Consider the following 25526-nt stretch of genomic DNA (forward strand, 5'->3'; position numbering starts at 1 on the left):
CTCGCCTGTAGGAGCTCGCTCTGCGAGCGATCAAAATCTTCGCCCGGAGACCGGGCTCCCACAGCCGGGCTCCCACAGATCAAAACCTTCGCCCGGAGACCGGGCTCCTACAAACCAAATCACACGTGTTCGTCGAACACGTCGCTGATTTGCTTCATTAAACGGCGTTCTTCCATCATATCTTCGATCTGACGGCGACGCTTGCCGTTGTATTTGAGGCGGCTGCGGCCGACCTCGTCGTCTTCAGAAAACTGTTCGCTCCAGTCATCTATCTCATCGATAGCGACCTGATCGACACGTACTTTTGTGCCCATCTGTTCTGCTCTCACCCAAAGGTTAATACGTTGGCCTGACAAGGCCTCATGTTTACTGTAGCCGTGCTTAACAGCCCGGCTACATAACCGCGAATATAGTGCCGAACCTCCAGGGCTCAAAATTAAAAAAATCTATAGCAAATCAAAAAAAATCCTATAGATAACTATTTCTCCATCACATAATTGCCCGGGGCATCACATAATGGGAAAACTCCGTCATCCGGGTTGCCTAGTGTGGGTGGTAGCACATGGCCCGGAGACGATTTGGATTCCAGCCAACCCACCCAAGGCTCCCACCAGGAACCCTGGTGTTTTTCATGCTGCTGCAGCCATTGATCTGGTGGTATATGCTTGTCTTCAGCCCGCTGCAGTCCAATCTGGAAGTTGCGGCGTGGGTGGCCGGGTTCACTGACAATACCAGCATTGTGGCCGCCACTGGTCAGCACAAACGTGATCTCTGTATTGAACAGATCGTTAATCTTATACACCGATTTCCAGGGGGCAACGTGGTCTGTCACGGTGGCAACGGCAAACACGGGTACGCGAACATCCCGTAAAGAGATCGGGCGGTCGTTGACTATGTAGCGGCCACTGGCCAGATCGTTATTGAGGAACAGCAGACGCAGGTACTGTGAATGCATGCGATAAGGCATGCGCGTGGCGTCACTGTTCCAGGCCATAAGTTCACTGGTACCGGGTTTATCCCCTAACAGGTACTCATTGACCATCCTTGACCAGAGCAAGTCATAGGAGCGCAATAGCATGAAGGCGCCTGCCATCTGTTTGGTGTCCAGATAGCCTTTATCCCACATCATGTCTTCCATATAACTCAGCTGGCTTTCATCAATAAACAGCATCAGCTCACCGGCTTCAGTGAAGTCAGTCTGTGCGGTGAACAGAGTCATGGATTGCAGTCGATCATCTTCATCACGCGCCATGGCTGCGGCAGCAATTGACAACAGGGTGCCACCGAGACAATAACCGGCAGCATGAATTTTCTGATCTGGAACGATCTTGTTGATCACATCCAGTGCCGCCATGATGCCTTTTTGGGTATAGTCTTTCATCGACAGGTCACGGTCTTCCACCGTGGGGTTATGCCAGGACACCATGAACACGGTATAACCTTGATCCACCAGATATTGCACCATGGATTTGCCAGGTGAAAGATCGAGAATGTAGTATTTCATTATCCAGGCGGGCACAATCAATACTGGCTCAGCTTTGACTTTCTCGGTAGTGGGCGTGTACTGGATTAACTCAATCAGACGGTTACGGTACACCACTTTACCAGGCGTGACAGCGAGATCCCGGCCGACTTTAAGGTCTGACTCTGCCGGTTGTTCTTCCAGCAGTGTGTGCTGCATATCTTCAATCAGCTTTTGCATCCCTTGCATCAAATTCATGCCCCCTGATGCCAGGGTTTTATTGGCTACAACCGGATTGGTGGCCGCAAAGTTGGTCGGTGAAAGCATATCCAGCCACTGGCGTGCAGAAAAGGTCACCATGTTTTCATGATGCTTGGCGACGCCGGGGATATTGGTGGTTGCGTAGTGCCACCATTGTTCGTTGAGCATGAAATTCTGTGAAATGACGTTGTAAGGGAATTTATTCCAGGCCGGATCTTTGAAGCGCCGATCGTCCGACAGGGGTTTGATGAAAGGTTTGATTTCCGGATCAAACACCGCGCGCGATGCCCAGAGCATAAAGGCCGAATTTTTACGCAGAATATTCTCGGTCATTTCGGCCATTTTACCCGGCGAATGGCCCATATGAATGAGCCAATCCATATAGGCAAGCAGCAGCGATGCCGGAGACATACCTTTAGTGTAACGTCCTTCCATTGCGTGGATCAGACGATCCAGCGTTGTTTTAATTTCGGGCATATTGGCCCCTTGAATGCCAGTCATGAATGGTATCCTTTTTAATTACCTAGCCATGTGTTCAGTTTAGTCAAAAATAATCAAACTTCATCCAGTTGTATCAGTAAATATCCTTATACACCTTTTGCTGCATGTGCGAAATGGATAGAATGGTTTACACTAAAGTTTGAATCGCTCTGTCCCAAAGCGAAGGAAGTCAGTTATGTCTACAAAGTACCTCAAGCGTTTTTTTAAGCCACGTTCCATCGCCGTATTTGGTGCATCAGAACGGCATGACAGTCTTGGAGGTATCGTGCTGCGCAACCTGTTGGACAGTGGTTTCAAAGGTCCGATTATGGCGGTCAACAAGGAAGGTTATCAGCAGGTGAATGGCGTGACCTGCTATGAGGGTGTTAGCAGCCTGCCGGAAATGCCGGATCTGGCCATCATCTGTACTCCGCCTGACACCGTGGCTGACCTGGTACGAAAACTGGGTGCCAATATGGTGCGTGCTGCATTGATTCTGACCGGGGGACTAACGCTGGAAAGCATCACCGGGCAGGGCAGTATCAAGGATGAGATTCGCGAAGCGGCACGTTCTTACGGTATTCGTATCCTCGGGCCGGATTGCATGGGTATGTTGATTCCCGGTTCGGCCATGAATGCCAGTTTTTCCCACGTTAACATCCGCAAAGGGCGGGTCGCTTATGTCGGCCAGTCAGGGTTGATCGGCACCGCAATGATTGACTGGGCCAACGGTCAAGAGATAGGTTTCTCGCATTTTTTAACCCTGGGTGACGGCGTCGATGTTGATCTACCCTCCATTATTGATTATCTGGCCGGTGAACCCACCACCCATGCGATTTTATTGCAGATGGACCGGGTGATCGGTCCGTCTCGTAATTTCATCTCGGCGCTTCGGGCCGCCTCACGTAACAAGCTGGTACTGGTACTGAAGTCCGGCATTATTCCCGATGGGCGCATGCAGGAAGAGGTATGTGAAGGCATCGCCGATCAGGATGATGTCTACGACGCTGCGCTGCGCCGGGCCGGTGTAGTAAGGGTCGATACCTCGGATATGCTCTTTAACGCCCTGGAAACACTTACGCGGATGAAACCCATGCGTGGTGAGCGTCTGGCGATTGTCTGTAATGGTATGGGGCCGAACGCCCTGGCACATGACCGCCTGAAATCACGAAAAGGGCAGTTGGCTGAGCTTACCGAGGAAACCGTGGTGGGGCTGGCCGAATTTTTACCGCCTCACTGGAATGGTCGCAATCCAGTAGACATTAACGCTGATGCCACGCCGGAACGCTATGCTGAGGTTGTGGCCCGGCTAACCAAAGACCCGAATGTAGATGCGGTACTGTCTATTCACGCCCCCACGCGTATGGCACCGAGTGTGGAAACAGCCGATGCGGTAATTAAAATCGCCAAAAAAACCCCGCGTAACGTGCTGACTTGCTGGATGGGGCGTGAGTCCGCTATTGCGGCACGTAATCGCTGCAATGCCTCTGGTATAACCACCTTCCTGAATCCGGAAGAGGCGATAGATGCCTTTATGTTCATGGTGGAGTATCACCGTAACCAGAAAGTGATGCGGCAGACCCCGGCCCCTTATCGTATCGATAATGAACCCAACCGTAATAAAGCCCAGCAGCTTATTCAACAAGTCATCGACGAAGGGCGCGATTACCTCACCCATCCAGAAGCCTGTGAACTGCTGGATCTGTACGAAATTCCAACATCCAACACTCACTATGCTGAAGATATTGCTCAGGTAGTCGATATTGCCAGTCAACTGGGCGGATCGGTTGCCATCAAGGCCTTGCATCAGGGCAATGTCTATCCATTCAGCTATGAGCGCGATGGTAATCGTAATCTGCGCTGGCGTGATCTTGCCCTGGATCTGTACTCCATGACTGAGGTGCGTCACTCAACCACCAAACTGGCCTATCGTGTTAGCGAGCGTTATGCGCCGGAGCAGCAAATGGGTTTTGCGGTGCAGCAGATGAAGCGCGGCTTTCAATCCTTGCAGATTAATCTGGGCATAACACGTGATCCGGTGTTCGGCCCGTTGGTCATCTTTGGTATCGGTGGCTATACCGCAGATACCCTGGCCGACCGCTCATTGATGCTGCCGCCAATGAACTCCGCATTGGCTGAACAACTGGTGAAACAGTCACGCGTGTATGGGATCGTGGCTGAAAACAGCGACTGGCCTGAACGTGATCTGCAAAACATCTGTGATCTGCTGATCAAGCTGGGGCAGATGGCTGTTGAATTGAAGCAGCTCAAAGCGCTGGAGATTAACCCCTTATTACTGAATAAACGTGGTCTGCTGGCTGTGGATGTCTGCGTATCACTGGGAGAGCCGGCCAGTTTGTCAGTGTCGCCTTATCCGGAGCATCTGACGGAGCATATTCGCCTGAAAAAATCAGGGCGTCCGGCAACACTCCGAGCGATTCGTGGTGAGGATGAGCCTGCACATCTGGAGTTCTACAACAAGCTGTCTCCAGAATCGATCCGACTGCGCTATTTTTACAGCCGAGGGGTACCAACCCATCAAGAGCTGGCTAACTGGACGCAAATTGATTATGACCGGGAAATGGCCTTAATCGTGATTGCTCCCAAAGCAAATGAGCGAGGCTATGAAACGCTCGGTGTCGCCAGAGCGGTGACCGATGCCGATAATATTCGTGCAGAGTTCTCTGTGGTCGTGCGCGATGATCTTCAGGGAGAAGGGTTGGGCGTGGTGCTGATGCAGAAGATCATTCAGTATTGCCGTGATCGCGGCACACTGATGATCATGGGCTCAACCTTGCCGTCCAACAAGGGTATGCAGGCGCTGGCACGGAAGCTGGGCTTCCGTAACAGCTACAATGCCGAAGAAGACGTGATTGATATGAAACTGATGCTGCATGAGCCTACTGAAGACTGGCAAATGTTACGTTTACAGCAGTGAGCATCCGTGCAATCAGAGCGTCGGGCAGAAAATATCATGCAGGGTGCCAATCAGCCGTTTGGCCTTGTCGCCCTGCAGCGAGTAATAGATAGTCTGCGATTCACGGCGGGTTTTAACCAGCCCGTCACGGCGCAACAGCGCAAGATGCTGAGACAGAGCTGATTGGCTCAGATCCAGAAAGCTGTTCAACTCGGTTACCGATAATTCGCGGTTTCCCAGGTAACACAATATTAGCAATCGACTGTCATTGCCCAGCGCTTTCATCAAGCGGGCTGCTTCAGCGGCATTTTGTTTCATTAGAGCCAGGCCGTCTGGCGCCATCAGGGATTCCTGAGAATCCTCAGAGGTCATTACAGCATTCAAGTCAGTCACCCCAAGAGTCATAGTTTTTGTCGTAATTTTGTTTCTATCGCACAACTATTTTACAGAAATCCAAGGTCTGGATAAAAGCCTGTATTATACTGTCATACCATTAATATAGTACTGTAGCAGAATGCGTTCAGAAAATATTCTGTTTGAATAATGGACATTGCCTCATGCTGAAAAAACTGGCCCGGCCAGTAAACACCTTGCTGATTATTCCGGTGCTGTTTATCAGCCTGGCGGTCAGCAGTGGGCTTTTCAGCCGGGCCAGTATTGAATTCAGCCGGTTTCACGGTTTAATGGATAGCCGCTTTGGCTCATCGCGCCTGCAGGTGTCGCAGCGCTGGGAGGCCATGCTCAGAGAGGCGGCACAAACTGATACCGAGCAGCAGAAGCTGGAAATTGTTAACCAATTTGTGCATCAGTATGTGCGCTACCGACTCGACCGCAGGCTATACGGAGTTGAAGATTACTGGGCCTCGCCATTGGAGACCTTAGGGAATGGTCTGGGGGATTGTGAAGATTACGCTATCCTTCAATATGTCAGTTTACGCCAGGCTGGTATCAGTGATGATCGTTTGCGGCTGATCTATGTTAATGCCAGAACGGGGGGGGCGCGCAGTAGCATTACCCAGGCACATATGGTGCTGGGCTATTACGTTACCCCTACATCTGAGCCATTGATACTGGACAGCCTGATCGCCAACATTCGTCCGGCATCAGAACGCGGTGACCTGGCACCGGTGTTCAGTTTTAACAGTGAAGGCTTGTGGGCAGGGGGAGCAACCTCGCCAGCTGCCAGTGCAACAGCACGTTTGTCACGCTGGCGTAACCTACTAGAAAAAATACAGCAGGAAGGGGTGAGTTTTCAATGAGATCGGCAAGTCAAAGAGTGGAACAGGAGTGTTGCTTATGTCACTGATACGTCAATTGTGGATAGCCGTTGTCGTGATGATGTCCATTGCCTTTATCAGCAGTTTCAGTATCAGTACTTATAAAGCAAAGGCTTACTTTGAAGAACAGTTATTGCTGAAAAATATTGATAATGCCGGCTCGCTTGCACTGACACTGTCTCAGATTGAAAAAGACCCGGTCACACTGGAGCTACTGATTGCCGCACAATTTGATACCGGCCACTACCAGCGCATTGAACTGCTCAGTCCGGAAGGTGAACCTCTGCAAAGCAAAGTCTATGAAGGTGATGATGCAACCGGTGTGCCCGAGTGGTTTAAGGCGATCACCTCGTTGAACATAGAACCGGGCGTTGCCCAGGTGCAGGATGGCTGGTTTCAGTACGGGACTCTCTATATTGAAAGCCATAAACGTTTTGCCTATCAGGCCCTCTGGACTACCACCCGCGACTTATTAGTATGGTTTTTGCTGGTGGCCCTGGTGGCAGGTGGTCTGGGTACCTTGATTCTGAAATTGATCACACGTCCACTGGATGATGTCGTCAAGCAGGCTGAAGCAATCGGTGGGCGACGTTTCATCAAGTCCAAAGAGCCACGTACGCTTGAGTTTGGGCGGGTGGTAAAAGCGATGAATATTCTGTCTGAACGTATCCGCCAGATGCTGGACAGTGAACGTAAGCGCCTGGAAGAGATGCGCCACAAAAATCAGCATGATGAGCTCACCGGGTTGGCAAACCGGGAATACTTCCTCAGTCAGCTGGATACCAAGCTCAACAGTATTGATTCCGACAGTCAGCATGCGCTGTTATTGATTCGGGTGCGCCATCTGGCGCTGCTCAATCAGCAACTTGGCCATAAACAGACTGATGCTTTACTGAAACATCTGGCAAATGTCATCCAGAAAGTCACTGAAGATACCGCTGATGACTTCACCCAGGCCGATGTCGGGCGTCTGAATGGCAGTGACTTTGTGCTACTGCTGACCGATGCCCTGGATCTGGATTCGATCAGTGAGGCGCTGCTGCATAAATTGCTAACCTTGTCGGCTGACTACAATCCGGTTCCACAACTGCCCATGGCTGCCGCCTATTTTGCACCCGGCGATAGCCGTGCAGACCTGATGATGAAACTGGATACCTTGCTGGCTCATGCTGAGCAACGCGAGATAACCTGCCGAGAAATATCGCTGGCACATCAGAATTCCCCGCGTTTTCATAGCGCTGATGAGTGGCGTATGGTGCTGACGGAGGCGCTGATACGTGATCGTGTAACAGCGCAATACTATCCGGTACTGGCCAGCGATAGCGGTTTGCTACATCAGGAAGCGATGATGCGTCTGGAGTTGCAGGGTGAGGTGCACTCAGCGGGTTACTTTATTCCCTGGGCGCGACGACTGGGTATGTTACCGGAACTGGATGTCGCCATGGTGAATTTTGTACTGGAGCAGTTACGTCGTTTAGAGGATGCACCGTCAACCGCGATTAACTTATCAGCCGAAACCCTGGGTGATCTGGTTGCCGTAAATCGCCTTTGTGATCAGCTGAAAGACCGGCCGCGGGAAGCCCGGTTACTCTGGTTTGAAGTCAGCGAACGTTGTGTTGTTCAGCATCCGCAGGTGTTCAAAGAGTTCTGTCGGCAGATCAAACCGCTGGGCTGTCGCATCGGTCTGGAAAGGGCGGGTGCCGATTTCGCCCGGATCAGCAATCTGCAAGAACTGGGGCTGGATTATATTAAGGTGGATAATGCCTTTATCAGCGACCTGGAAGGCAATAACACTAACCAGAACTTCCTGCGCGGATTAGCAACATTGGGGCACTCCATCGGCTTGTTGGTGATTGCAGACGGTGTGAAAGCGGGCTCACAAACCCCCTTGCTGAAAATGCTGGGTATGGATGGTTATACGGGGCCAGGTATCAAAGAAATCTGAGCGTGTTTTCTTCGTCGTCATCATCGCCGATCAGATTAAGACTACGATGGTTTTCACGCAGAGTCTGGCGTGTCAGCAACTTTTGTTGTGCCGCTTTGGGTAGATCAGTGAACTGTATCAGGCCCTTCTGAGTCAGCAGATCGATCACGTCTTCCAGCACCCTGACCAGCTCGGTATCGGTGGTTTGCAGCGCTGAAGCAGTTACAGTGGCTTTGCAGGCTTCGCATTTGACGTAATTCAGAAATTCTTCTGAACGCTCATTAGCCACTTCAGGAAAGGCATCGGATTGGGTTTCGCTCACTCCGATAATTTTACCGCTGCTGTTTCGCTTGATATACATGCCTCTGACTCCCTGACGTTTATAGCCTGAATCATAGCACAATGCTAATCAGTGGCCACGTACAACCAGCATCAGGTGCATACGATCACGTACATCCAGTTTCTGGAAAATAGCACTCAGGTGGGCTTTAACGGTACGCTCAGTGATATCCAATTGCCGGGCAATTTCCTTGTTGCTGGCGCCGGTAATCACTGCCTGGGTCACTTCTTTCTCACGCTCAGTCAGAATGCTCAGATCAACCTCATCACGTTGCTGTTGCTTCAGAACGTCTGAAAGGATGCCAATCATCCGCGTAACCAGCGCAGATGGCAGCCACATGGCGCCCTGATGTACACTCAGGGCAACCTGTTGCAGCGTGGCTATATTGGCCAGGGCTTCGGTATAACCCCGTGCACCGGCTTCCAGCGCGTTACGCAGTTCATCGGTGTTTTCCAGCCGGGTCAGAACAATAACCTTGCAACCGCTTTGAGAATAGAAGGACACCAGATCCAGCCAGTTACGGCTGGCAGACAGAATCCACACCAGCGTATCCGCATCTGCCGCAGGAGGGAGTGAAATGCTGGTATGAATATCAGCGTCTGGAAAGGCCGCTTGCCAGCGTGGGCTGATAAAGGCTTCGTCCGTCAGAAACAAATTTTTATGGTTCATCTTTCACTCATTGCCTGAGATGTTGCTCTAAGAACAGGTTTTAACAGGTATTCCAATACGGTTTTCTTACCGGTGAGTATATCCACCTGGGTGATCATCCCCGGAATAATGGTCAGGTCGTTATTAAAACCTGATTCATAGGTGCGCAGTCTGACCAGGTAGTAGGTGTTATCCTGCTCATCGGTAATGGTATCCGCACTGATATGTTCCACTTCGGCATCCAGGCCACCAAACACAGCGAAGTCATACGCGGTGAATTTGATCATGGCTTCCTGTCCCGGGCGGATAAAGGCGATATCCTTGGGCGGAATGCGTGCCTCGATGATCAGTTGATCATCCAGGGGAATAATTTCCAGCACTTCATGTCCGGGCGCCACTACCCCGCCTACGGTATTGGTAAACAGACGTTGCACGGTACCGCGAACCGGCGCGCGGATCTCGGTCTGCTTGACGATGTCTTCCAGACCCGATTCAGCCTGGGATAAAGCATTCAGGCGTGCCCGTGATTCCGATAACTGCGAATTCCAGCGGTTACGGACGGTCAACTCCACTTCACGAATTTTGTTTTGTGCTTCTTCAATCGCCGCTTCATTCCGGCTGATGATCGCTTCCGCCCGGTTCAGTTCTCCGCGGGCATTGGATACTTCACGCTCCAGACGAATAATGTCGACATCCGATACCGCTCCAGATTGCAGCAGCGGCCGGGTAACCTGCAGTTCCCGGGAACTTAATGACAGGCTTCTGGCATGTTGAGAGCGAGCGGCACTGGCTTCACGCAGATCCTGCTCACGTTGCTCCAACTGGCTTTGATAGATGGAAATCTGTTCATTCAACTCTTCACGGTTACTGAAGAAGGTGCTGCGCTCATGCGCCACAATATCCGGTGCTTCCAATACCAGATCGACCGGAAAGTCAGGCTCATCGAGATTGCCGACCAGCGCTTGTAACCGTGCAACTTCGGCTCGCAGGGCGAGGAACTGTGCACGACTTTCTCTCAGGTTGGACACGGCACGGGTAGGATCAATTTTCAGTAACAGATCACCAGGATTAACGATCTGGCCTTCATGCACCCGTATCTCTTCAATAATCCCCCCGTCCATCGACTGCACCACCTGTAACTGGCGCGAAGGGATAACGCGTCCGTCGCCACGAGCAACCTCATCCAGCGGCGCGTAAGCCGCCCAGACCAGCAGTGCGATCAGTGCCAGAGCCATGATATACAGTAAGCGGCGGGCATGAACCGGTTCCTGCTGAATACGACCCCATTCAGCATCGACAACCCAGTCTTTGTCAGCCGGGTTGCCCAGCCAGCGCCCAAAAATACGGTCCAACATGGGCGAACCACGCTGACCAACAGTCTGGCTGATTTGTCCGACCCTGTCGAAGCCTTGCTGTTCCAGTGTTGTTTTCTGCGCAGTCATCAGTTTGCACTCCCCACACGACCCTGTTTGAGCGCTTCCATAACTTCGGCTTTCGGGCCATCTGCCACAACCTTGCCAGCATCGATGACCAGTAACCGGTCGGCCAGAGCCAGCAAAGAGCTGCGATGAGTAATTACCAGCAGGGTTTTGCCTCGTGAATAGCGTGCCAGATTCTGCTTGATGGTTTCTTCACTGGAGTGATCCAGTGATCCCGTTGGTTCATCCAGCAGCAGCAGGGGAGGATCATTGATCAGTGCGCGGGCGATGGCAACCGACTGGCGTTGACCGCCCGAAAGCAGTTGACCACGTTCACCCACCTGCATATCAAAACCAGCAGGATGTGAATTGATAAAGGGTGCCAGGCCACTGAGCGTCGCCGCACGCAGAATCTGGTGATCTTCTGCCTGAGGGGCGGCGGTAATAATATTGTCCTTTAAGGTGCCGAAAAACATCGACACATCCTGAGGCACATAGCCGATCTGGCGTCGCAGTTCTGAAGGGTCAATCTGGCGAATATCCACACCGTCAATCAGAATGGCGCCGGATTCAGGTTCGTACAGACCCAGAATTAATTTTTCCAGCGTACTCTTACCCGAGCCGTTACGTCCGAGTACGGCAACATGTTCACCGGCTTTTATTTTAAAGCTGACATCGGTCAGTGCCTGACGCTCATCATTCGGGTAGCGAAAGCATACGCGTCTGAATTCGATTTCACCCTGCAGCGAAGGACGACTAATCCAGTTTTTGTTTTCCGGACGCTCAATGGGGCGTTCCATGATCTCGTTCAGAGACTGCATGGCTGTAGCGGAATGGTGGTATTGGGCCAGCAGTCCAGCCGCCTGGCTGATAGGTGCCATGGCACGAGAAGACAACAGATAAGCGGCGATTAAGCCACCCTGAGTCAGATTGCCCTCAATAATCATATACACACCGATAATAATAATGGCAACCGCCACACTATGCTGTGTCCACTGCGCGCCGTTGGTGATAGACGCTGAAATCAGCCGCATCTGTGCCGCTGTACGTGTCAGGAAAATGGTGGTTTTTTCCCAGACAGACTGAATTTTACTTTCAGCCCCAAAGCTTTTCAGTGTTTCCAGGTTGGACAGGCTCTCGATCAGCGTGGAGTTACGCATCGCACCTGCTCGCATAGACGTTTCCGACAGGCTATGCATCTTGGCCTGTGCACTTAATGCGTAGATCAATACCAATAATGCCCCGGCTATAATAGGCAGCACCAGTGGCCAGCCGATGATTGCGATAATCGTGGCAAACAACAGCACAAAGGGCAGATCAACCAGTGCAACTACGGTCAGTGAACCAATAAAACTGCGCACTGATTCAAAGGACTGCACATTGGCAGCAAAAGAGCCAGCAGACGCCGGGCGGTTGGCCATTTTCATACCCAATACCCGCTCCATAATCGCTGAAGACAGTTTGACGTCGGCGCGGCTGGCGCCCAGATCGACAAACCAACTGCGCATCAGCCGCAATACCAGGTCAGCCGACAGTACAATAAACACCCCGGCCGCCAGTACCCACAGGGTGTCTGTCGCATGGTTGGGGACTACGCGATCATACACATTCATCACAAACAGCGGCATGGCCACGGCAAAGCAGTTAATCATCACTGCCGACAGCAAGACATCCCGGTAGAGTCGGCGATTCTCAGCAATAACGCCCCAGAACCAATGGCGGTCACGTACTTTTTTAATTTCCGGTGCGCGGCTGTCAAAGCGAAATTCGGGCCGGGCGTAGATTACCTGACCGGAAAACTGTGACTGAATTTCCTTTAGTGGCACAGCCACTACGGTTTCACTCAGTTCAGGGTAAACGATTTCGGCCGTTTGTTGTTCAGTATCAATGCGGTTAACCACGCAGGCCTTGTCATTTTTCAATAACAGGATAGCGGGTAACAGATTACTATTGAGTTGATCCAGGCGACTATGACTGATGCGGCTGGCAAGACCCGCACGCTTGGCCGCACGTCCAAAAACAGAAGGGGTAAGAATGCCATTGACCAACGGCAGTCCCGCTATGGCTGTTTCTGCAGAAACCGGCGCGTCATGAAACCGTGACAGAATAAGCAAACAGCCCAGTAATGCACCGCCAGGGGTTTCAGTAAACACAGACATACAGTGTCTCAAGTCAGATAAAAAAGACGGACCTGAAAATCAGGCCCGTATAGATCAGAACTTAACCAATAAATGGTTTTTAATCAACGTTGCAGACGGCTTTGCGCAATACTGCTGTTGACATCCAGATCAGGGCAGGCGCTTTCAGCGTCAACCGTAAAGCTCTCTGCGCCCAGATCAGACAGACTCGGCAGCCCTTCGCGTACAACATCCAGTGCTGGCAGAAGCTCGCCCATACTTGTCAGGGTGCGCGCAGCAGCAATGCTGCGATCATAGACAGCATTGGTGTAAGCGCGGCTAGCCTGGAAGTATTCGTTTTCTGAATCCAGTACGTCTAACAGGGTACGATCGCCGATATCAAATTGGTCTTTGTAGGCAGTACGAACGCGGTCAGAAGAAATACGGTGCTGGTTCAGGATCGGCAGTTGCTCATCCAGCTTGCGCACATCATTAATGGCAATCTGCAGCGTCTGACGCATATCGACACAGGCCTTGTCGCGCTCAAATTTGGCAACATTCACTTCTTCGTAAGCACGCTGCAAAGATGCCCGGTCGCGACCACCATTATACAGATTGTACTGGAATTCCAGCGCAACCCGGCCATCACTACGGCGGTTATCAAAACCCTGGTCATCATAATCCTGGGTGCCGTAGCGGGCGGTCAGATTAAGGCGTGGTCTGAAATCAGAGCGTCTGCGATCAACCGCGGCTTCCTGGGATTGAATGTTACGAATCGCTGCATGGAAGGCTGGATTGCCCTGGTAGGCAAGCTGTAAGGCTTCACGTACGTCGTCAGGAATGCGGGTGTCATTGAGTGTGGCAGGCAGCATGTTGTCAGCAGGTAATTCGCCCACTATGCGTAAATAACGTGCACTGACATCGTGCAGGTTAGAGAGTTCGGTCAGCAGGTTGGCCTCGGCTAAAGATAAACGACCAGAAATCTGTTCCAGATCGGCACGGCGTGCAACACCGGCTCTGGCACTTTCTTCAATTCGGTCAAACACGGTGATGTGTTCGTCAAAGTTATCTTCAGCCAGCGCTACGAGTTCACGGTAACGCATCACGTCTTCGTAAGCATTCACCGCCTCTAACGCTGTATTTTCAACGTTATCCAGTAATTCGAAGTAGCGTACCAGTTGGGCGCTTTCAAAGCGTCTGACTTCGTTACGGGTTCTGAAACCGTCATAAAGCATCTGTGTCAGGCTGATCTCAGCGGCGGCACCGGAGAATTCATCTTCTCCAGTATAGTTTTCCCAGTCCCGGTACTCGTGGCCGTAGCCTGCGGTAAAATCGACAATGGGCCGATAACCGCCGCGGGCAAACTCGGTGTCATAGTCAGATGCCATGAAAGCGTGCCAACTGGCCTGCACTTCAGGATTGGTTTCAATTGCCTTGCGAGCAATGTCAGCAATGGTGGTACTGTCCATTTGAGCGTAAGCAGAGACAGATAAAAGGCAGCTGCCAGAGATCAGACAAGCCAGTAGCGTGCGTGGAGCTTTAATTATTTTCATTCCTTTCACCCATGATTAAAGCATTAAACATGATTGTATTCAGTGTAGGTTAGCACTTAAGCGTAAGCAAAAAGTAATCAGTCACTGCAATAACTTATAGGCTGTGTAACAAACGCTGTAAAGTTTCTGACAATAAATCATGTTCCTGATTGATTGTGCTATCCAAAGTTCGTTTAAGCAAAATACGCGCCATATTTTTGAGATCTGAGCGGATCAGGGCTTCGGCTCCCATCAATACTGCCATTGGCAAACCGTCGGCATAGGCACTGTGGATACCATTAATCAGCCAGTCGATCTGCTCACTGCGAACGGGTTCATCGGCGGTTGCACTCAAGCTTAAAATCAGCAGCTCTGAAGCACACAGCCATAAATGATGCTGCAATCTGGTTGCAATTTCATGACAGGCCCGAGCGTATTCCAGTGCATATGCGTGCTCATTGCAGTGAGTCAGGGTCGAAGCGGCAAAAAACAATTGATAGCAATGGCTGCTTGGCGTCAGGGTCTCAGCAGGCAAGGCCAGCAGTTGCTCGCAACATCTGTTGGCTTGTTCAGGTTGGCCATCAAAACACCAGGCCCAGGCCAGAAAGCCCATAGCCAGAACGGCGGGATTCTCGTGGCTGTAATTATTCAGCTCCTCAACATTAACCTGTTGTGTGAGCAATAGCGACTGCTCAGCATGGCTGCGACTCTGCTGGAAGTGCCCCATCCAGAAATGGCTGTTGGCCAACGCCCAATGAGCCAGAGTCAATTGGGCTGGCGTGTCGGCATGATCATATAACAGATTCGCGGCCTGCAAACGTGATCGTTCAGTATCTACCGAGCCTATCCCTAAAAACAGCAGATACAGGGAGCGGAAACTGGCGGTTTCATCGGCAACCTGCTTCGCCAGTTGTAAGGCTTCAGAAGCCGCTTTGAAGGCATACAGGTCACCGTAACCAAAGGCCATGATACGACTCTGTGCCAGATCATTTAGCAGCGTTACGCGCAGTTCCAGGGAAAAATCCACCGAAGTATCAAGTTTCAGAGCTGCACCCAGGCAGTGAGCGGCATCAGTATAGCGGCGCTGCTGTAAGGCAGATTGACCGCAACGTAAGTAAAGATCCGCTGCTTTATCCTGCTCACCTGCTGCGCACCAGTGGTAAGCCAGACGCGCCTTGATTTCAAATGGGGTTTTACCGCGTTGTTTCTGTTCCAATTGCAAGGCCAACATTCTGTGTACGTAGCGCTGGCGGCTCGGTGGATTTAATGAAGCCAGCACCTGTTGCAGCAAGGGCGGCGTGAAGGCAAGCTGTGTTTTATCCTGCCACTGCAGCAGCTTGGTCGTAATCAGTTGTTCTATCGTTTCGTTCGGCGTTGCCAGATTTTGTATCTGACCTATCTGCAAAGCCTGATCCGAGTGAATATCCGGCCAATATAAAGCCAGTTGCAAGGCGCTGTCACGCCACTCATCCAGTTGGTCAATGCGATAACTAAAGTACTGCAAGACTTCACCGGGCAACTGGTTGTCTTCAGAAGAGTTGGCCATTACCTTGAGTAAAAACGGGTTGTGATCAGTCAGTTCCAGCAGCTGTGCGGACTCATCCGGGGAGCGCCAGTTTTGACTGCTACGGGAAAAAAACTTGAGTAAACGGTTTGCCGAAGTGTGGCTGAGTCTGGGGAGTGTCAGGCTAAACCATGCTGGATGTGTTGCTGTATCGGGGAGCTTGCGGGCACTGAGCAGTACCATAAGCGGGCAGGATGTGAGATCAGCCAGGTGCTCAATCAGCGCCAGTGTTGTTGCATCTATCCAGTGGCCATCTTCAATCCACACCAGCAGGCAAGAGCCATTGAGCCCGTGCAGTAGTTGGCTGATGGCATCAAAGGCCTGTTGAATGTTTTCTTCGGTGGGGTGTGCGTTATAGGCCATCAGATCGATCAGAACCGGTTGCTGTAGCAACTGGTCCCAGCCATGTCGGCGTAAACGCTCTTTGAGAATATCAGGTTTGACGGTTTCATCGGCCTGAAACCCCAGTAGTTGACGCAAACAGCTGATCAGTGGAAACAAGGGTTGCTGTTGGCGGTCAGGATAACAGCGCAGTTTGAATACTCTATCACCGGACTGGCGTTGATGTTTCAGCCACTGTGACAGCATTAGAGTCTTACCACTGCCTGCTGGACCGGTCATATTCACCAGTAAGGGGTGTTGGTGAGGGTCAATCCGGTCACGCTGCTGACTGAGTGTCTCGTACAGGGGTTGCTGTTCCGGCAGTGGCAGAGAGTCTGACTCTGTAAACCAACCGGGTTCATCCACCAGCAAAAAAGCCCCGGATAAACTGCCATCATTGCGGCGACGGCGCTCGGTGACTTTACGCGCCTGTACCTTGCGCTCTAACAAGCGGTAGCAGGGTTCACTAAGTAAAATCTGCCCATCTGAAGCACTCTGACACAGCAAGCTGGTTTCTTCGGTCACATTACCCAGCAGATCGGGCAGGGCGGCACTCAGTGATGAAAACAGCGTGCCGGTATGCACTCCGGCACGCAGGTCTATTTCTGGATGAGTCCGGGCATAATGCATTAAGCGTATCGTGCTGCGAACAGCCAGCCAGGCATTATCCTCAAGCGCCAGAGGCCAGCCGAAGTAGAAGAATGCACCGTGACCGGCACTGTTTAGATGAAAGGCACCAATTTCATCACAGATCAGCTTGCGCGAGTAGTGATCAGCATCGAACAGTTGCTGTGCTGCTGCTTCCGGATCTGACAAGCTGCAGCGCCACTGCAGATGCACGACTACAACGGGTGAAATTTTCTCAATAGCCGGAAACTGATCCAGTTGCGATGTACGCGCAGGCTGTTCATTAAGTTGCTGAGTCAGCTGGCTGTAAAGTGATTGTGACTTACTGTCCGGTAAAACGCCCAGTTCACGCTGCATGCGTTGGGTAAAGTTCTCATAAAGACGCAAAGCCAGACGTGTTTGACCATTTTCAGAACACAGCCGCATAACTTCACGCAGTAAGGATTCATTGTCAGGGTCTAGTTGCTGTATCTTCTGTGCATAACTGATCACCAGACCTGACTGACGATCGTCCTGCGCCTGCGTGATTAGTGTATTCAGCAAGCGTATCTGACAACTGCGGAAATACGCACGCTTATCGGCCAGCCAGTATTCATACTCCTCGCAGCCCGGCAGCGAATAACCCGCCATAAACTCGCCAGTCAGCAGGCTGTCTTCCTTGAAATGCTCGAGGTTATTCACCTTGGAGTTAGGAAGGCGCTGTAAGGTTTCCAGATCGGTAATATCCAAATGCAGCAGTGCATGATTCTGCAGTGCAATAAAATGCCGATCCACAATCAGCGCCGTATGAAATGGAGTGGTGTTAAACAATTTCGACAGAATCGATAACACCTGACGCAAATTCACCCGCGCCGCCGGTTCATCCAGATCCGGCCAGAACAAACTGGCAATAACAGCCCGCGAGTGATTACGATTCCTCTCCGCCGCCAGAAAACCCAATAACCCCAAAGCCTTACGATAGCGCAACTGCAAAGGCACCTCACCCCCAGCACCCTTCAACATCGGCGTATCCAGCAAACAAAGACGACTAATCTGCGTATTCAAACACCACTCCAAATTAAACCAAACCCATTCGCCCGGAGACCGGGCTCCCACAGACCGGGCATCTACATGTAGGAGCTCACTCTGTGAGCGAACAACCCCAATTGTGAGCGAACAACCTCAATCAAAACCCTATTCTATATTCGCCCGGAGACCGGGCTCCCACAGACCGGGCACCTACAAACCGGGCATCTACATGTAGGAGCTCACTCTGTGAGCGAACAACCTCAATTGTGAGCGAACAACCCCAATCTAAATACCCCACAAACAATAACCCTATCTGTACTACGGTCCAATATGCACAGGGCTCAAGTCATTTATAATGCCATGCATAACCGCACAAATGTACATTTGTACATCAGCGAAAGAATACACAAGTAAGTCTGTAAATCTAACCTAACTGGTTAAGCAGTACAGTCCGAAAAATAAGGATACTGAAATGGAAACAGCTATTGCAGTGGTATTAGAGACTAGTGGAGAAGTATTTGCACGGACAGCGGATGGTTCACTCAGATCTCTGCAGCCGGGCGATGAGCTTTTTGCCGGAGAAACCCTGGTAACCGCTGAAGGCGGTCGTGTGGTACTGGATTTCGGTAACGGAGAAATAGCCGCGCTTGGACCAAATCAAGCCATTCAGATGAATGAACAGCTTCTGGGTAGTTCAGAACCTGCCCCCCAGGATAATCAGTTAACCGATCCAAGTGTCGATGCCGTTCTGGCCGCACTGGAAGGTGATGGAGATCTACTGGATGAGCTGGAAGCACCTGCGGCTGGTGCCGATGGTGCGCCTGAAGGCGGCGGCAGCAGTATTGTTCAGCTGGTGCGTATCTTTGAATCAGTTGATCCGCTGGCCTTTTCTTTTGACCCGCTAGCTGTAGAGCCCTTCGAAGCACCTATTGGTGATCAGGATGAGCTACTTGCTGATGAGGATGATGGCACTGTATTACCACCTGAATTGGCCTTGTCTTCTGTTCAGATGGTGTTGGCTGGCGCAACAGCAATCACTACAGCAAATGGCATGATTGATCTGGGTGATTTTGAACAGCATCAACTCTACAATCCGGCACCACGCCCTAACAGCACGCGTCCAGCAAGTTTGCAGGGGTTGCCAAAAGAATTTATCGAGTCCGAGTTAGGGCTGGAACCCGGTACACTTGATCAGTTTAATCCGGATAGCAACGGCGTTGTAAATCACACAGATACGGTGGATGCATGGGATGGCAAGTTGACTTCATCTCAGGTTTCCGTCAAGGAAGGCACAGGAATTCAGTTTGGCTGGGTTTTTTATAATGGTGAAGGAACGGTCAGCTACATTGAAGAAGGTAAGAATGATCTGGTAGTGGTAGTTGTCACCAAACCTGATGGCACCAAGGAAGTATTGCAAGTCAGCTCTTCTGAAGAGCTGCAAGCCGCCATAACAGGTAATGGACAGTTCAACTATCAAGCTGATCAGGAAGGTACCTACCGTTTTGACTGGTTAGTCCTGAATGGTCGTGACACCAACTTCGATTCAGCGCTGGCGATTTCTCAGCCTGCTTTTACCCTCAATGGTTCTGACTATTACGGTCAGCCAGTGGATCTGTCAATTGATGCATCCTTGAGCAGTGCGCTGCCAGGCGAAAGCTTGTCTGTTGAGATCTCAGGCGTTCCGGCCGGAGCTTCTTTCAGTGCCGGGAGTGATCAGGGCGGTGGTATCTGGAGCTTCACACCAGCAGAATTGGAAGGCTTGCAGTTTCTGCCACCAGTAGGATTTAGTGGCGATCTGCTACTGAATGTTACAGCCACGGCAACGCTGGACGGCGTATCCGAAAGTGTATCTGGAGATCTGGCCATAGTCGTTGATGTGACCACTAACACAGTGTCTGAAGGTTCAATTAATGATGATGTTCTGACAGGCACCTCCGGAAATGATCTGATTCATGGTTATGCAGGCGATGATCAGATTAATGCCGGTGCCGGAAATGATATTATGTTCGGCGGCCTGGGGGCTGATACCTTTGCCTGGGATTTGGGTGATCAAGGGACAGAGGCAGCACCTGCGCTGGATATTGTCGGTGATTTCACACTGGGTGATTTTGGTGTAGATGCCAATGCGGATCGCATTGATCTGGCTGATCTGCTGTCTTTTAGTGGTGGATCAGACGAAATAACCGATTTCCTTTCTGTCAGTGTCAGCGGTAGTGACTCCGTCATCTCCATTAGTAATGACGGTGATGGTACAATAACGCAGAACATCGTACTAAAAGATGTCGATCTGTCTACACTGGGTAGCAATGAGGCTGAAATCATAGATTCCCTGATCAGCAGCGGTAACCTGATCGTTGAATAACTATATAAGTAAATCAAGGAGTTTTTGAAATGAAACGCATAATTACAGGTATGGTTCTATTGCTGGTTTCCGCGTTTACATCAGCGGCAAGTGTTACAATTTCCAATCCAACAGCTGTGACGGGTGCAAGTAATTTTCCGGTATCGCTGACATCGTTCGCTACCACTGATACGTCGGCTGTAGCTACGTTTATTGGGCTGGATACCCTGCAATCATTCGCGGTTGAAATGGATGTGCTGACGTCTGCTACTGGGACTTTGAGCTTCGATATTTCTACCACTGTAGATGAGTGGACCGTAAGCATTCTGAATACCTCAACCAATGTGGCTACAGTTTTGGGTAGCTGGTGGAGTGGTGGCTTGTTTGGTGGTTTTACCGGACTGACATCCGAAGTTGAAGCCGGTACCGTGTATAAGTTGCTTGTTTTCGGTGACGAGTCATGGGATGGCAATGCAGGGCGCGATATCACTGTATCACTGAGCAATATCGAACTCTCTGAAGTACCACTGCCTGCTGCTGTTTGGTTGTTCGGTTCCGTACTTTTGGGTGGGCTGGCAATGCGTCGTAAGAAACGTCTTGCTGCAGTAGCCTAATTTGTTGGATTGATTCAGCTATTTCAGACCTGATGTCGGCATTCCGGCATCAGGTTTATTGCGTTTTATGGGCAAAATCGTGTAATAATAGGTGCTTGAAACAAGTGTTCGTACTTTTTTCGAATACACTTAATTGTCATGGACGTAGTAGGAAGTTAACGCAGGTATGGCATCAAAGCTGAGTATTAAGCCCCACGAATCAAAATTAAGCGCACTTGCCAGGTTGGCAGATGCCGCCATCATTATTATTACCCTTTGGTGCCTTATTGAGTTGTTCGGTGTCGAATGGATATCGTCCTATTACGCCATGGCACTGATCGCCATCCTGGTGTTTAACTTCATCTCTGAAATCAATCTTACCTATCGTTCCTGGCGTGGCGTTGGCCTGGGCGCAGAAGTTGTCTCCGTAGCCAGTAACTGGCTTGCTGTGATCATGCTGTTCATTCTGGTGGATTTCTTCTTTAAGCCTACCGATCTGTATAACCGCGAACTGCTGTTGACCTGGTTCCTGATAACACCGATTGAGCTGATCTGCTGGCATGCGATTATTCGTGCCGTTCTGAGTACGGTAAGGGAAACGGGTCACAATACCCGCGCCGTTGCAGTGTATGGTGCAACCGAACTGGGCCAGGAAGTAAAAGAAAAGATCACTGATATGCCTTGGGCTGGCTATAACTTCGTGGGGTTTTTTGACGACCGTAATTTTGAAAAAGGGCGTCGTCAGTCAGACCAGGTTGAAGGCGGTCATGCTGAGCTGGTGGCCCGTGCCAGGGCGGGGGAGATTGAAGTGATTTTTATCGCTTTGCCACTGCGTGCAGAAAAACGTATCAAAACACTTCTTGATGAGCTTGCTGATACCACTGTTTCGGTACACATGATGCTGGATGTGTTCAGTTTTGATCTGCTCAGTGCCCGTTGGATTGATCTCAATGGTATGCCGGCTATCAGTATTTTTGAATCCCCTCATGTTGGTATCAATAGCATGAGCAAGCGGGCACTGGATCTGGTGTTTGGTTGCCTGATTCTACTGCTGATCTCTATTCCCATGATTATTATCGCCATCGGCGTGAAATTCAGCTCTCCGGGGCCGGTATTATTCAAGCAGAAACGTTACGGCGTAAACGGACAGGAAATCGGCGTGCTAAAGTTTCGTTCCATGCGGGTTATGGATGCGGGTGATGGCGAAGTGAAGCAAGCAACCAAAAATGACAGCCGTATCACCCCCTTTGGAGCATTTATCCGCCGTACCTCGCTGGATGAACTACCCCAGTTCCTGAATGTGATCGGTGGTTCCATGTCCGTTGTTGGGCCACGCCCACATGCCGTATCTCACAACGAATTCTACCGCGGCCAGATCCACGGCTACATGCTGCGCCACAAAGTTAAACCCGGCATCACCGGCCTCGCCCAGATCAACGGCTTCCGCGGCGAAACCGACACCCTGGATAAAATGGAAGGCCGCATCCGCTACGACCTCGAATACATCCGCACCTGGTCGATCTGGCTAGACATCAAAATCATCTTCCTCACCGTATTCAAAGGCTTCGTAGACAAAAACGCCTATTGATCTGTAACGGTTGGAGCCCCTGTGGGAGCCCACTCTGTGGGCGAATAGCCCCCATACCCTAAAACACCCCCAATCGCTCGGAGACCGAGCTCCTACAAGGGAGCCCCTGTTGGAGCCCCTATTGGAGCCCGCTGTTGGAGCCCCTGTTGGAGCCCCTATTGGAGCCCGCCGTGGGAGCCCGCCGTGGGAGCCCACTCTGTGGGCGAATAATAGCCCCCATACCCTAAAACACCCCCAATCGCTCGGAGACCGAGCTCCTACAAAGGTGCCACCTATTGGAGCCCCTATTGGAGCCCCTGAGGGAGCCCACTGTTGGAGCCCGCTCTGCGGGCGAATACCCCCCCCATACCCTAAAACAACCCCAATCGCTCGGAGACCGAGCTCCTACTCTAGTGTTGTATTAATAATCAATTATAAATTAATGATTTCAAAGATAATAATTCAAGCGTTTGAATTTAAGGTATATGATGTTTTTTTAGGCCAGCAAAAAAATACTTTAAAAACAGTTGATTGCAATCAATAAAATCATACTTCGTGTACTTCAGTACAGGGTGCTATTGTTTAAAAAACAGGGTTATAATATGTTCTGACATCAGTTGTCATGCGGTGGTTGGGGTGTAGTAGTCCTAGCTCTGATCACTATTTGCTCATGAACTCATTAATATGGAAATTACGTTATGAAAAAAATGTTACTTGCCCTGGTTTTAATGCTCGCGTCTTTTGCGGTATCGGCTGCCAGCATCTCTATTGGTAATCCAACAGTGTCTCCAGGCAATTTCTATATAGGAAGCCCTGGTTATACTAATACCACGCTGACCGATACCCTGCGTACTGACACCATTCAGTCTGGCTATGCTATTTTGGGAGGGCAGTTAAGCACTTCCTGGGCGTTAAGTTCGGATGTTGATGCCAGTTTCTCTTTGGGGGTTAGTGGTACTGGTACATCAGGAATGGCTTCCTGGACAGTTTCTATCCTGAACAGTGGCGGTGATCTGCTGACCTCTGGTTCACTCGGATCTGTATTTGAAAGTCTGATGATTTCGGCAGGGGATACTCTGACGGCGGTTATTGCGGGCACTATCAGCAGCAATATCTTTGCCAGCAAATCTTTCTCTGCTTCTCTGGCGCTTAGCAGCATTCAGATCGCAGAAACTCCATTGCCAGCCGCTATTTGGTTGTTTGGTTCTGTTCTGCTAGGTGGTTTGGCAATGCGTCGCCGTAAAGCTCAGCAGGTTGCTGCTGTAGTGGCTTGATGCCAGATACGTTCCAGGTTAGAAAAGAGGCTCTTTGAGCCTTTTTTTTGCGCTGCATCATTATCTAAAACGGCTGTTTGTTTTCTTGATGATTGTATAGTGATTCTTAATAAGATTTAATTTTATCTTTTTGAATATTAAGAATAAATTATAGATTTGTTGTTGAGTGAAAGGGCGTGTTCAGATCATAGTGCATAGCAGCATTGTACTAAGGTACAGGTCTTTTGAGGGCGATATTTCTATATAATTCGAAACGACACGGATCTGTCTATAGAGGTTAAATGGTGTAGTAGTCCTAGCCTAACCTCTTGAATTCATGAGTTCATTATAGGTATATAAGTTGAGGTTTCAACTATGAAGAAGTTTTTATTCGGCGCAATGTTGTTATTGGTGTCATTTGCAGCTTCGGCGGCAAGTGTATCCATTAGCAATCCAGTTGTAACGACGGGAAGCGGTGATCTTACGCAACTCGCCATTCCAACAGTTCAATATACCTTCGGCACTGACTTTGTAGTGGGTGAATCGGTATCTCTGTCATGGGATACTGAGCTGACGGGTGCTGCTTTGGGTTTGGTTGATTTCAACGTTTCCTCTACGTTGGTAAATTGGTCACTGTCTATTTTTGACGGTATTACCACAACCGAACTGACTAGTAATAACGATGCTAATACATTGGTTTCTTCGCTGTTCACTATGGCGAGCGGAACTGTGTACAACATCATCATGACGGGTACAGCGGCAATCAATAGCTTTACTGTAGGTTTTTCATACCCGCCAGAAGTGTCTGAAGTTCCGCTACCTGCCGCAGTTTGGTTGTTTGGTTCTGTATTGCTGGGTGGTTTGGCGCTGCGTCGCCGTAAAGCGCAGCAGGTGGCTGTAGCGGCCTGATAAACACAATTGCCGAGTTATAAAAGAGACTCTTTGAGTCTCTTTTTTTGCGCTGCAATATTATACTAAACATCCGTTTTATTTTGTGGTAGCCTTGCGTTGTTGTTCAATTTACTTGGATTTTATCCGGCTGAGTTGTAAGGGAATGCACAGGAATGGTGCTGATTGTCATGGGGCTGAATCATTATGTTGCATGGCAACATTGTACCATGGTACAGGGTTGTTTCTGGATCACGCTTCTTTATAATCCCTAGTGACACGGATGTGTCTATGAAGGTATCAGGTGTAGCAGTCCTAGCTTGAGCCTTCGGAATTCATGAGTTCATTTAAATGCAAGAAGTTGAGGATTCAACGATGAAAAAACTTTTACTGGGTGCTGTGCTGATGTTGGCGTCATTTGCGGTTTCGGCTGCAAGTGTGTCCATCACTAATCCAACTGTAACGACGGGAAGCGGTAACGTAGCAAGCTTTACTGCTCCTGATATTCAATACACCTTCGGTAGTGCCTTTGATGCAGGTGAAGCTGTTTCTTTGTCTTGGGATACTGAGTTAACAGGAGCCGCGCTGGCTCAGGCTAACTTCTCTGTCTCCTCCACGTTGGTTGATTGGTCTCTGTCTATCTTTGACGGCCTGAACGAAACTGTGCTGACTAGCAACAATGCTGCTAACACACTGGTTTCTTCACTGTTCACCATGGCAAGTGGTACTGTGTATAACATCGTCATGACGGGTACAGCCGCAATCAGCAGCTTCACTGTTGGTTTCTCTTACCCACCAGCTGTTTCTGAAGTACCACTACCAGCGGCTGTATGGCTGTTCGGTTCTGTACTGCTGGGCGGATTGGCGCTGCGTCGTCGTTCAAGAAAGGAAAACATGCAGGCTGTTGCAGCCTAAGCACGTTCCTGAT

General features: G+C 50.3%; 18 protein-coding genes. 9 read left to right on the forward strand and 9 right to left on the reverse strand.

Annotated features, from left to right (window positions below; all coding sequences use genetic code 11):
- Positions 1-119: 119 nt before the first annotated feature.
- Together F5I99_RS06755 and F5I99_RS06760 are read right to left on the reverse strand one after the other, a co-directional pair.
- Positions 120-314, reverse strand: coding sequence for a PA3496 family putative envelope integrity protein (locus F5I99_RS06755; protein WP_151054345.1), 195 nt, complete (start codon positions 312-314; stop codon positions 120-122).
- 164 nt (positions 315-478) lie between these two features.
- Positions 479-2224 carry a PHA/PHB synthase family protein gene (locus tag F5I99_RS06760; protein ID WP_225307579.1) on the reverse strand — a complete coding sequence of 582 codons (1746 nt, stop codon included), beginning with the start codon at positions 2222-2224 and terminating at the stop codon, positions 479-481.
- 175 nt (positions 2225-2399) lie between these two features.
- Here F5I99_RS06760 and F5I99_RS06765 point away from each other — a divergent pair, with 175 nt between their 5' ends.
- The gene (locus tag F5I99_RS06765) at positions 2400-5141 is read left to right on the forward strand and encodes a bifunctional acetate--CoA ligase family protein/GNAT family N-acetyltransferase (RefSeq protein WP_151054347.1); all 2742 of its coding nucleotides are present in this window, start codon (positions 2400-2402) and stop codon (positions 5139-5141) included.
- A 12-nt stretch (positions 5142-5153) separates the two neighbouring features.
- On the opposite strand, the gene F5I99_RS06770 is transcribed toward F5I99_RS06765, so the two are convergent.
- Positions 5154-5462, reverse strand: a complete 309-nt coding sequence (locus F5I99_RS06770; protein WP_151054349.1) for an ArsR/SmtB family transcription factor — start codon at positions 5460-5462, stop codon at positions 5154-5156.
- Between the two features lie 215 nt (positions 5463-5677).
- On the opposite strand from F5I99_RS06770, the gene F5I99_RS06775 reads away from it, so the two are divergent.
- Both F5I99_RS06775 and F5I99_RS06780 read left to right on the forward strand, forming a co-directional pair.
- Positions 5678-6379 carry a transglutaminase-like cysteine peptidase gene (locus F5I99_RS06775; protein ID WP_151054351.1) on the forward strand — a complete coding sequence of 234 codons (702 nt, stop codon included), beginning with the start codon at positions 5678-5680 and terminating at the stop codon, positions 6377-6379.
- A 37-nt stretch (positions 6380-6416) separates the two neighbouring features.
- Positions 6417-8342, forward strand: a complete 1926-nt coding sequence (locus F5I99_RS06780; RefSeq protein WP_151054353.1) for a bifunctional diguanylate cyclase/phosphodiesterase — start codon at positions 6417-6419, stop codon at positions 8340-8342.
- Here F5I99_RS06780 and F5I99_RS06785 read toward each other — a convergent pair.
- From F5I99_RS06785 to F5I99_RS06810, 6 genes are all read right to left on the reverse strand, one after another.
- Positions 8329-8682, reverse strand: coding sequence for a tryptophan synthase subunit beta like protein (locus tag F5I99_RS06785; protein ID WP_151054355.1), 354 nt, complete (start codon positions 8680-8682; stop codon positions 8329-8331). The genes F5I99_RS06780 and F5I99_RS06785 overlap by 14 nt on opposite strands.
- 48 nt (positions 8683-8730) lie before the next feature.
- Positions 8731-9330, reverse strand: a complete 600-nt coding sequence (locus tag F5I99_RS06790; protein ID WP_151054357.1) for a LuxR C-terminal-related transcriptional regulator — start codon at positions 9328-9330, stop codon at positions 8731-8733.
- Entirely contained in the window at positions 9327-10751 is a 1425-nt protein-coding gene (locus tag F5I99_RS06795) for an HlyD family type I secretion periplasmic adaptor subunit (protein WP_151054359.1), read from the reverse strand. Before F5I99_RS06795 ends, F5I99_RS06790 begins: the two co-directional genes overlap by 4 nt.
- Complete coding sequence (locus tag F5I99_RS06800) at positions 10751-12886, reverse strand: type I secretion system permease/ATPase (protein ID WP_151054361.1); 2136 nt, start codon at positions 12884-12886, stop codon at positions 10751-10753. Before F5I99_RS06800 ends, F5I99_RS06795 begins: the two co-directional genes overlap by 1 nt.
- 83 nt (positions 12887-12969) lie before the next feature.
- Positions 12970-14397: a TolC family outer membrane protein gene (locus F5I99_RS06805; protein ID WP_151054363.1), complete on the reverse strand. Its 1428-nt coding sequence runs from the start codon at positions 14395-14397 to the stop codon at positions 12970-12972.
- Positions 14398-14491: 94 nt separating this feature from the next.
- The gene (locus F5I99_RS06810) at positions 14492-17992 is read right to left on the reverse strand and encodes an AAA family ATPase (protein ID WP_151054365.1); all 3501 of its coding nucleotides are present in this window, start codon (positions 17990-17992) and stop codon (positions 14492-14494) included.
- Positions 17993-18428: 436 nt separating this feature from the next.
- On the opposite strand from F5I99_RS06810, the gene F5I99_RS06815 reads away from it, so the two are divergent.
- The 6 genes from F5I99_RS06815 to F5I99_RS06840 all read left to right on the forward strand — a co-directional run bounded on the left by F5I99_RS06815 (position 18429) and on the right by F5I99_RS06840 (position 25513).
- Positions 18429-20318 (forward strand): retention module-containing protein, encoded by a 1890-nt coding sequence (locus F5I99_RS06815; protein ID WP_151054367.1) that lies wholly within the window; start codon positions 18429-18431, stop codon positions 20316-20318.
- Positions 20319-20347: 29 nt separating this feature from the next.
- Positions 20348-20911 carry a VPLPA-CTERM sorting domain-containing protein gene (locus F5I99_RS06820; RefSeq protein WP_151054369.1) on the forward strand — a complete coding sequence of 188 codons (564 nt, stop codon included), beginning with the start codon at positions 20348-20350 and terminating at the stop codon, positions 20909-20911.
- Positions 20912-21077: 166 nt separating this feature from the next.
- Positions 21078-22478: an undecaprenyl-phosphate glucose phosphotransferase gene (locus F5I99_RS06825; RefSeq protein ID WP_151054371.1), complete on the forward strand. Its 1401-nt coding sequence runs from the start codon at positions 21078-21080 to the stop codon at positions 22476-22478.
- A gap of 677 nt (positions 22479-23155) precedes the next feature.
- Positions 23156-23731, forward strand: a complete 576-nt coding sequence (locus F5I99_RS06830) for a hypothetical protein (RefSeq protein ID WP_151054373.1) — start codon at positions 23156-23158, stop codon at positions 23729-23731.
- A 354-nt stretch (positions 23732-24085) separates the two neighbouring features.
- A complete protein-coding gene (locus F5I99_RS19595) occupies positions 24086-24619 on the forward strand; it encodes a hypothetical protein (protein WP_225307580.1) in 534 nt (177 codons plus the stop codon).
- A 354-nt stretch (positions 24620-24973) separates the two neighbouring features.
- Positions 24974-25513, forward strand: a complete 540-nt coding sequence (locus F5I99_RS06840; RefSeq protein ID WP_151054375.1) for a hypothetical protein — start codon at positions 24974-24976, stop codon at positions 25511-25513.
- Positions 25514-25526 lie beyond the last annotated feature (13 nt).

This window comes from Nitrincola iocasae (assembly GCF_008727795.1).
Lineage (GTDB): Bacteria > Pseudomonadota > Gammaproteobacteria > Pseudomonadales > Balneatricaceae > Nitrincola > Nitrincola iocasae.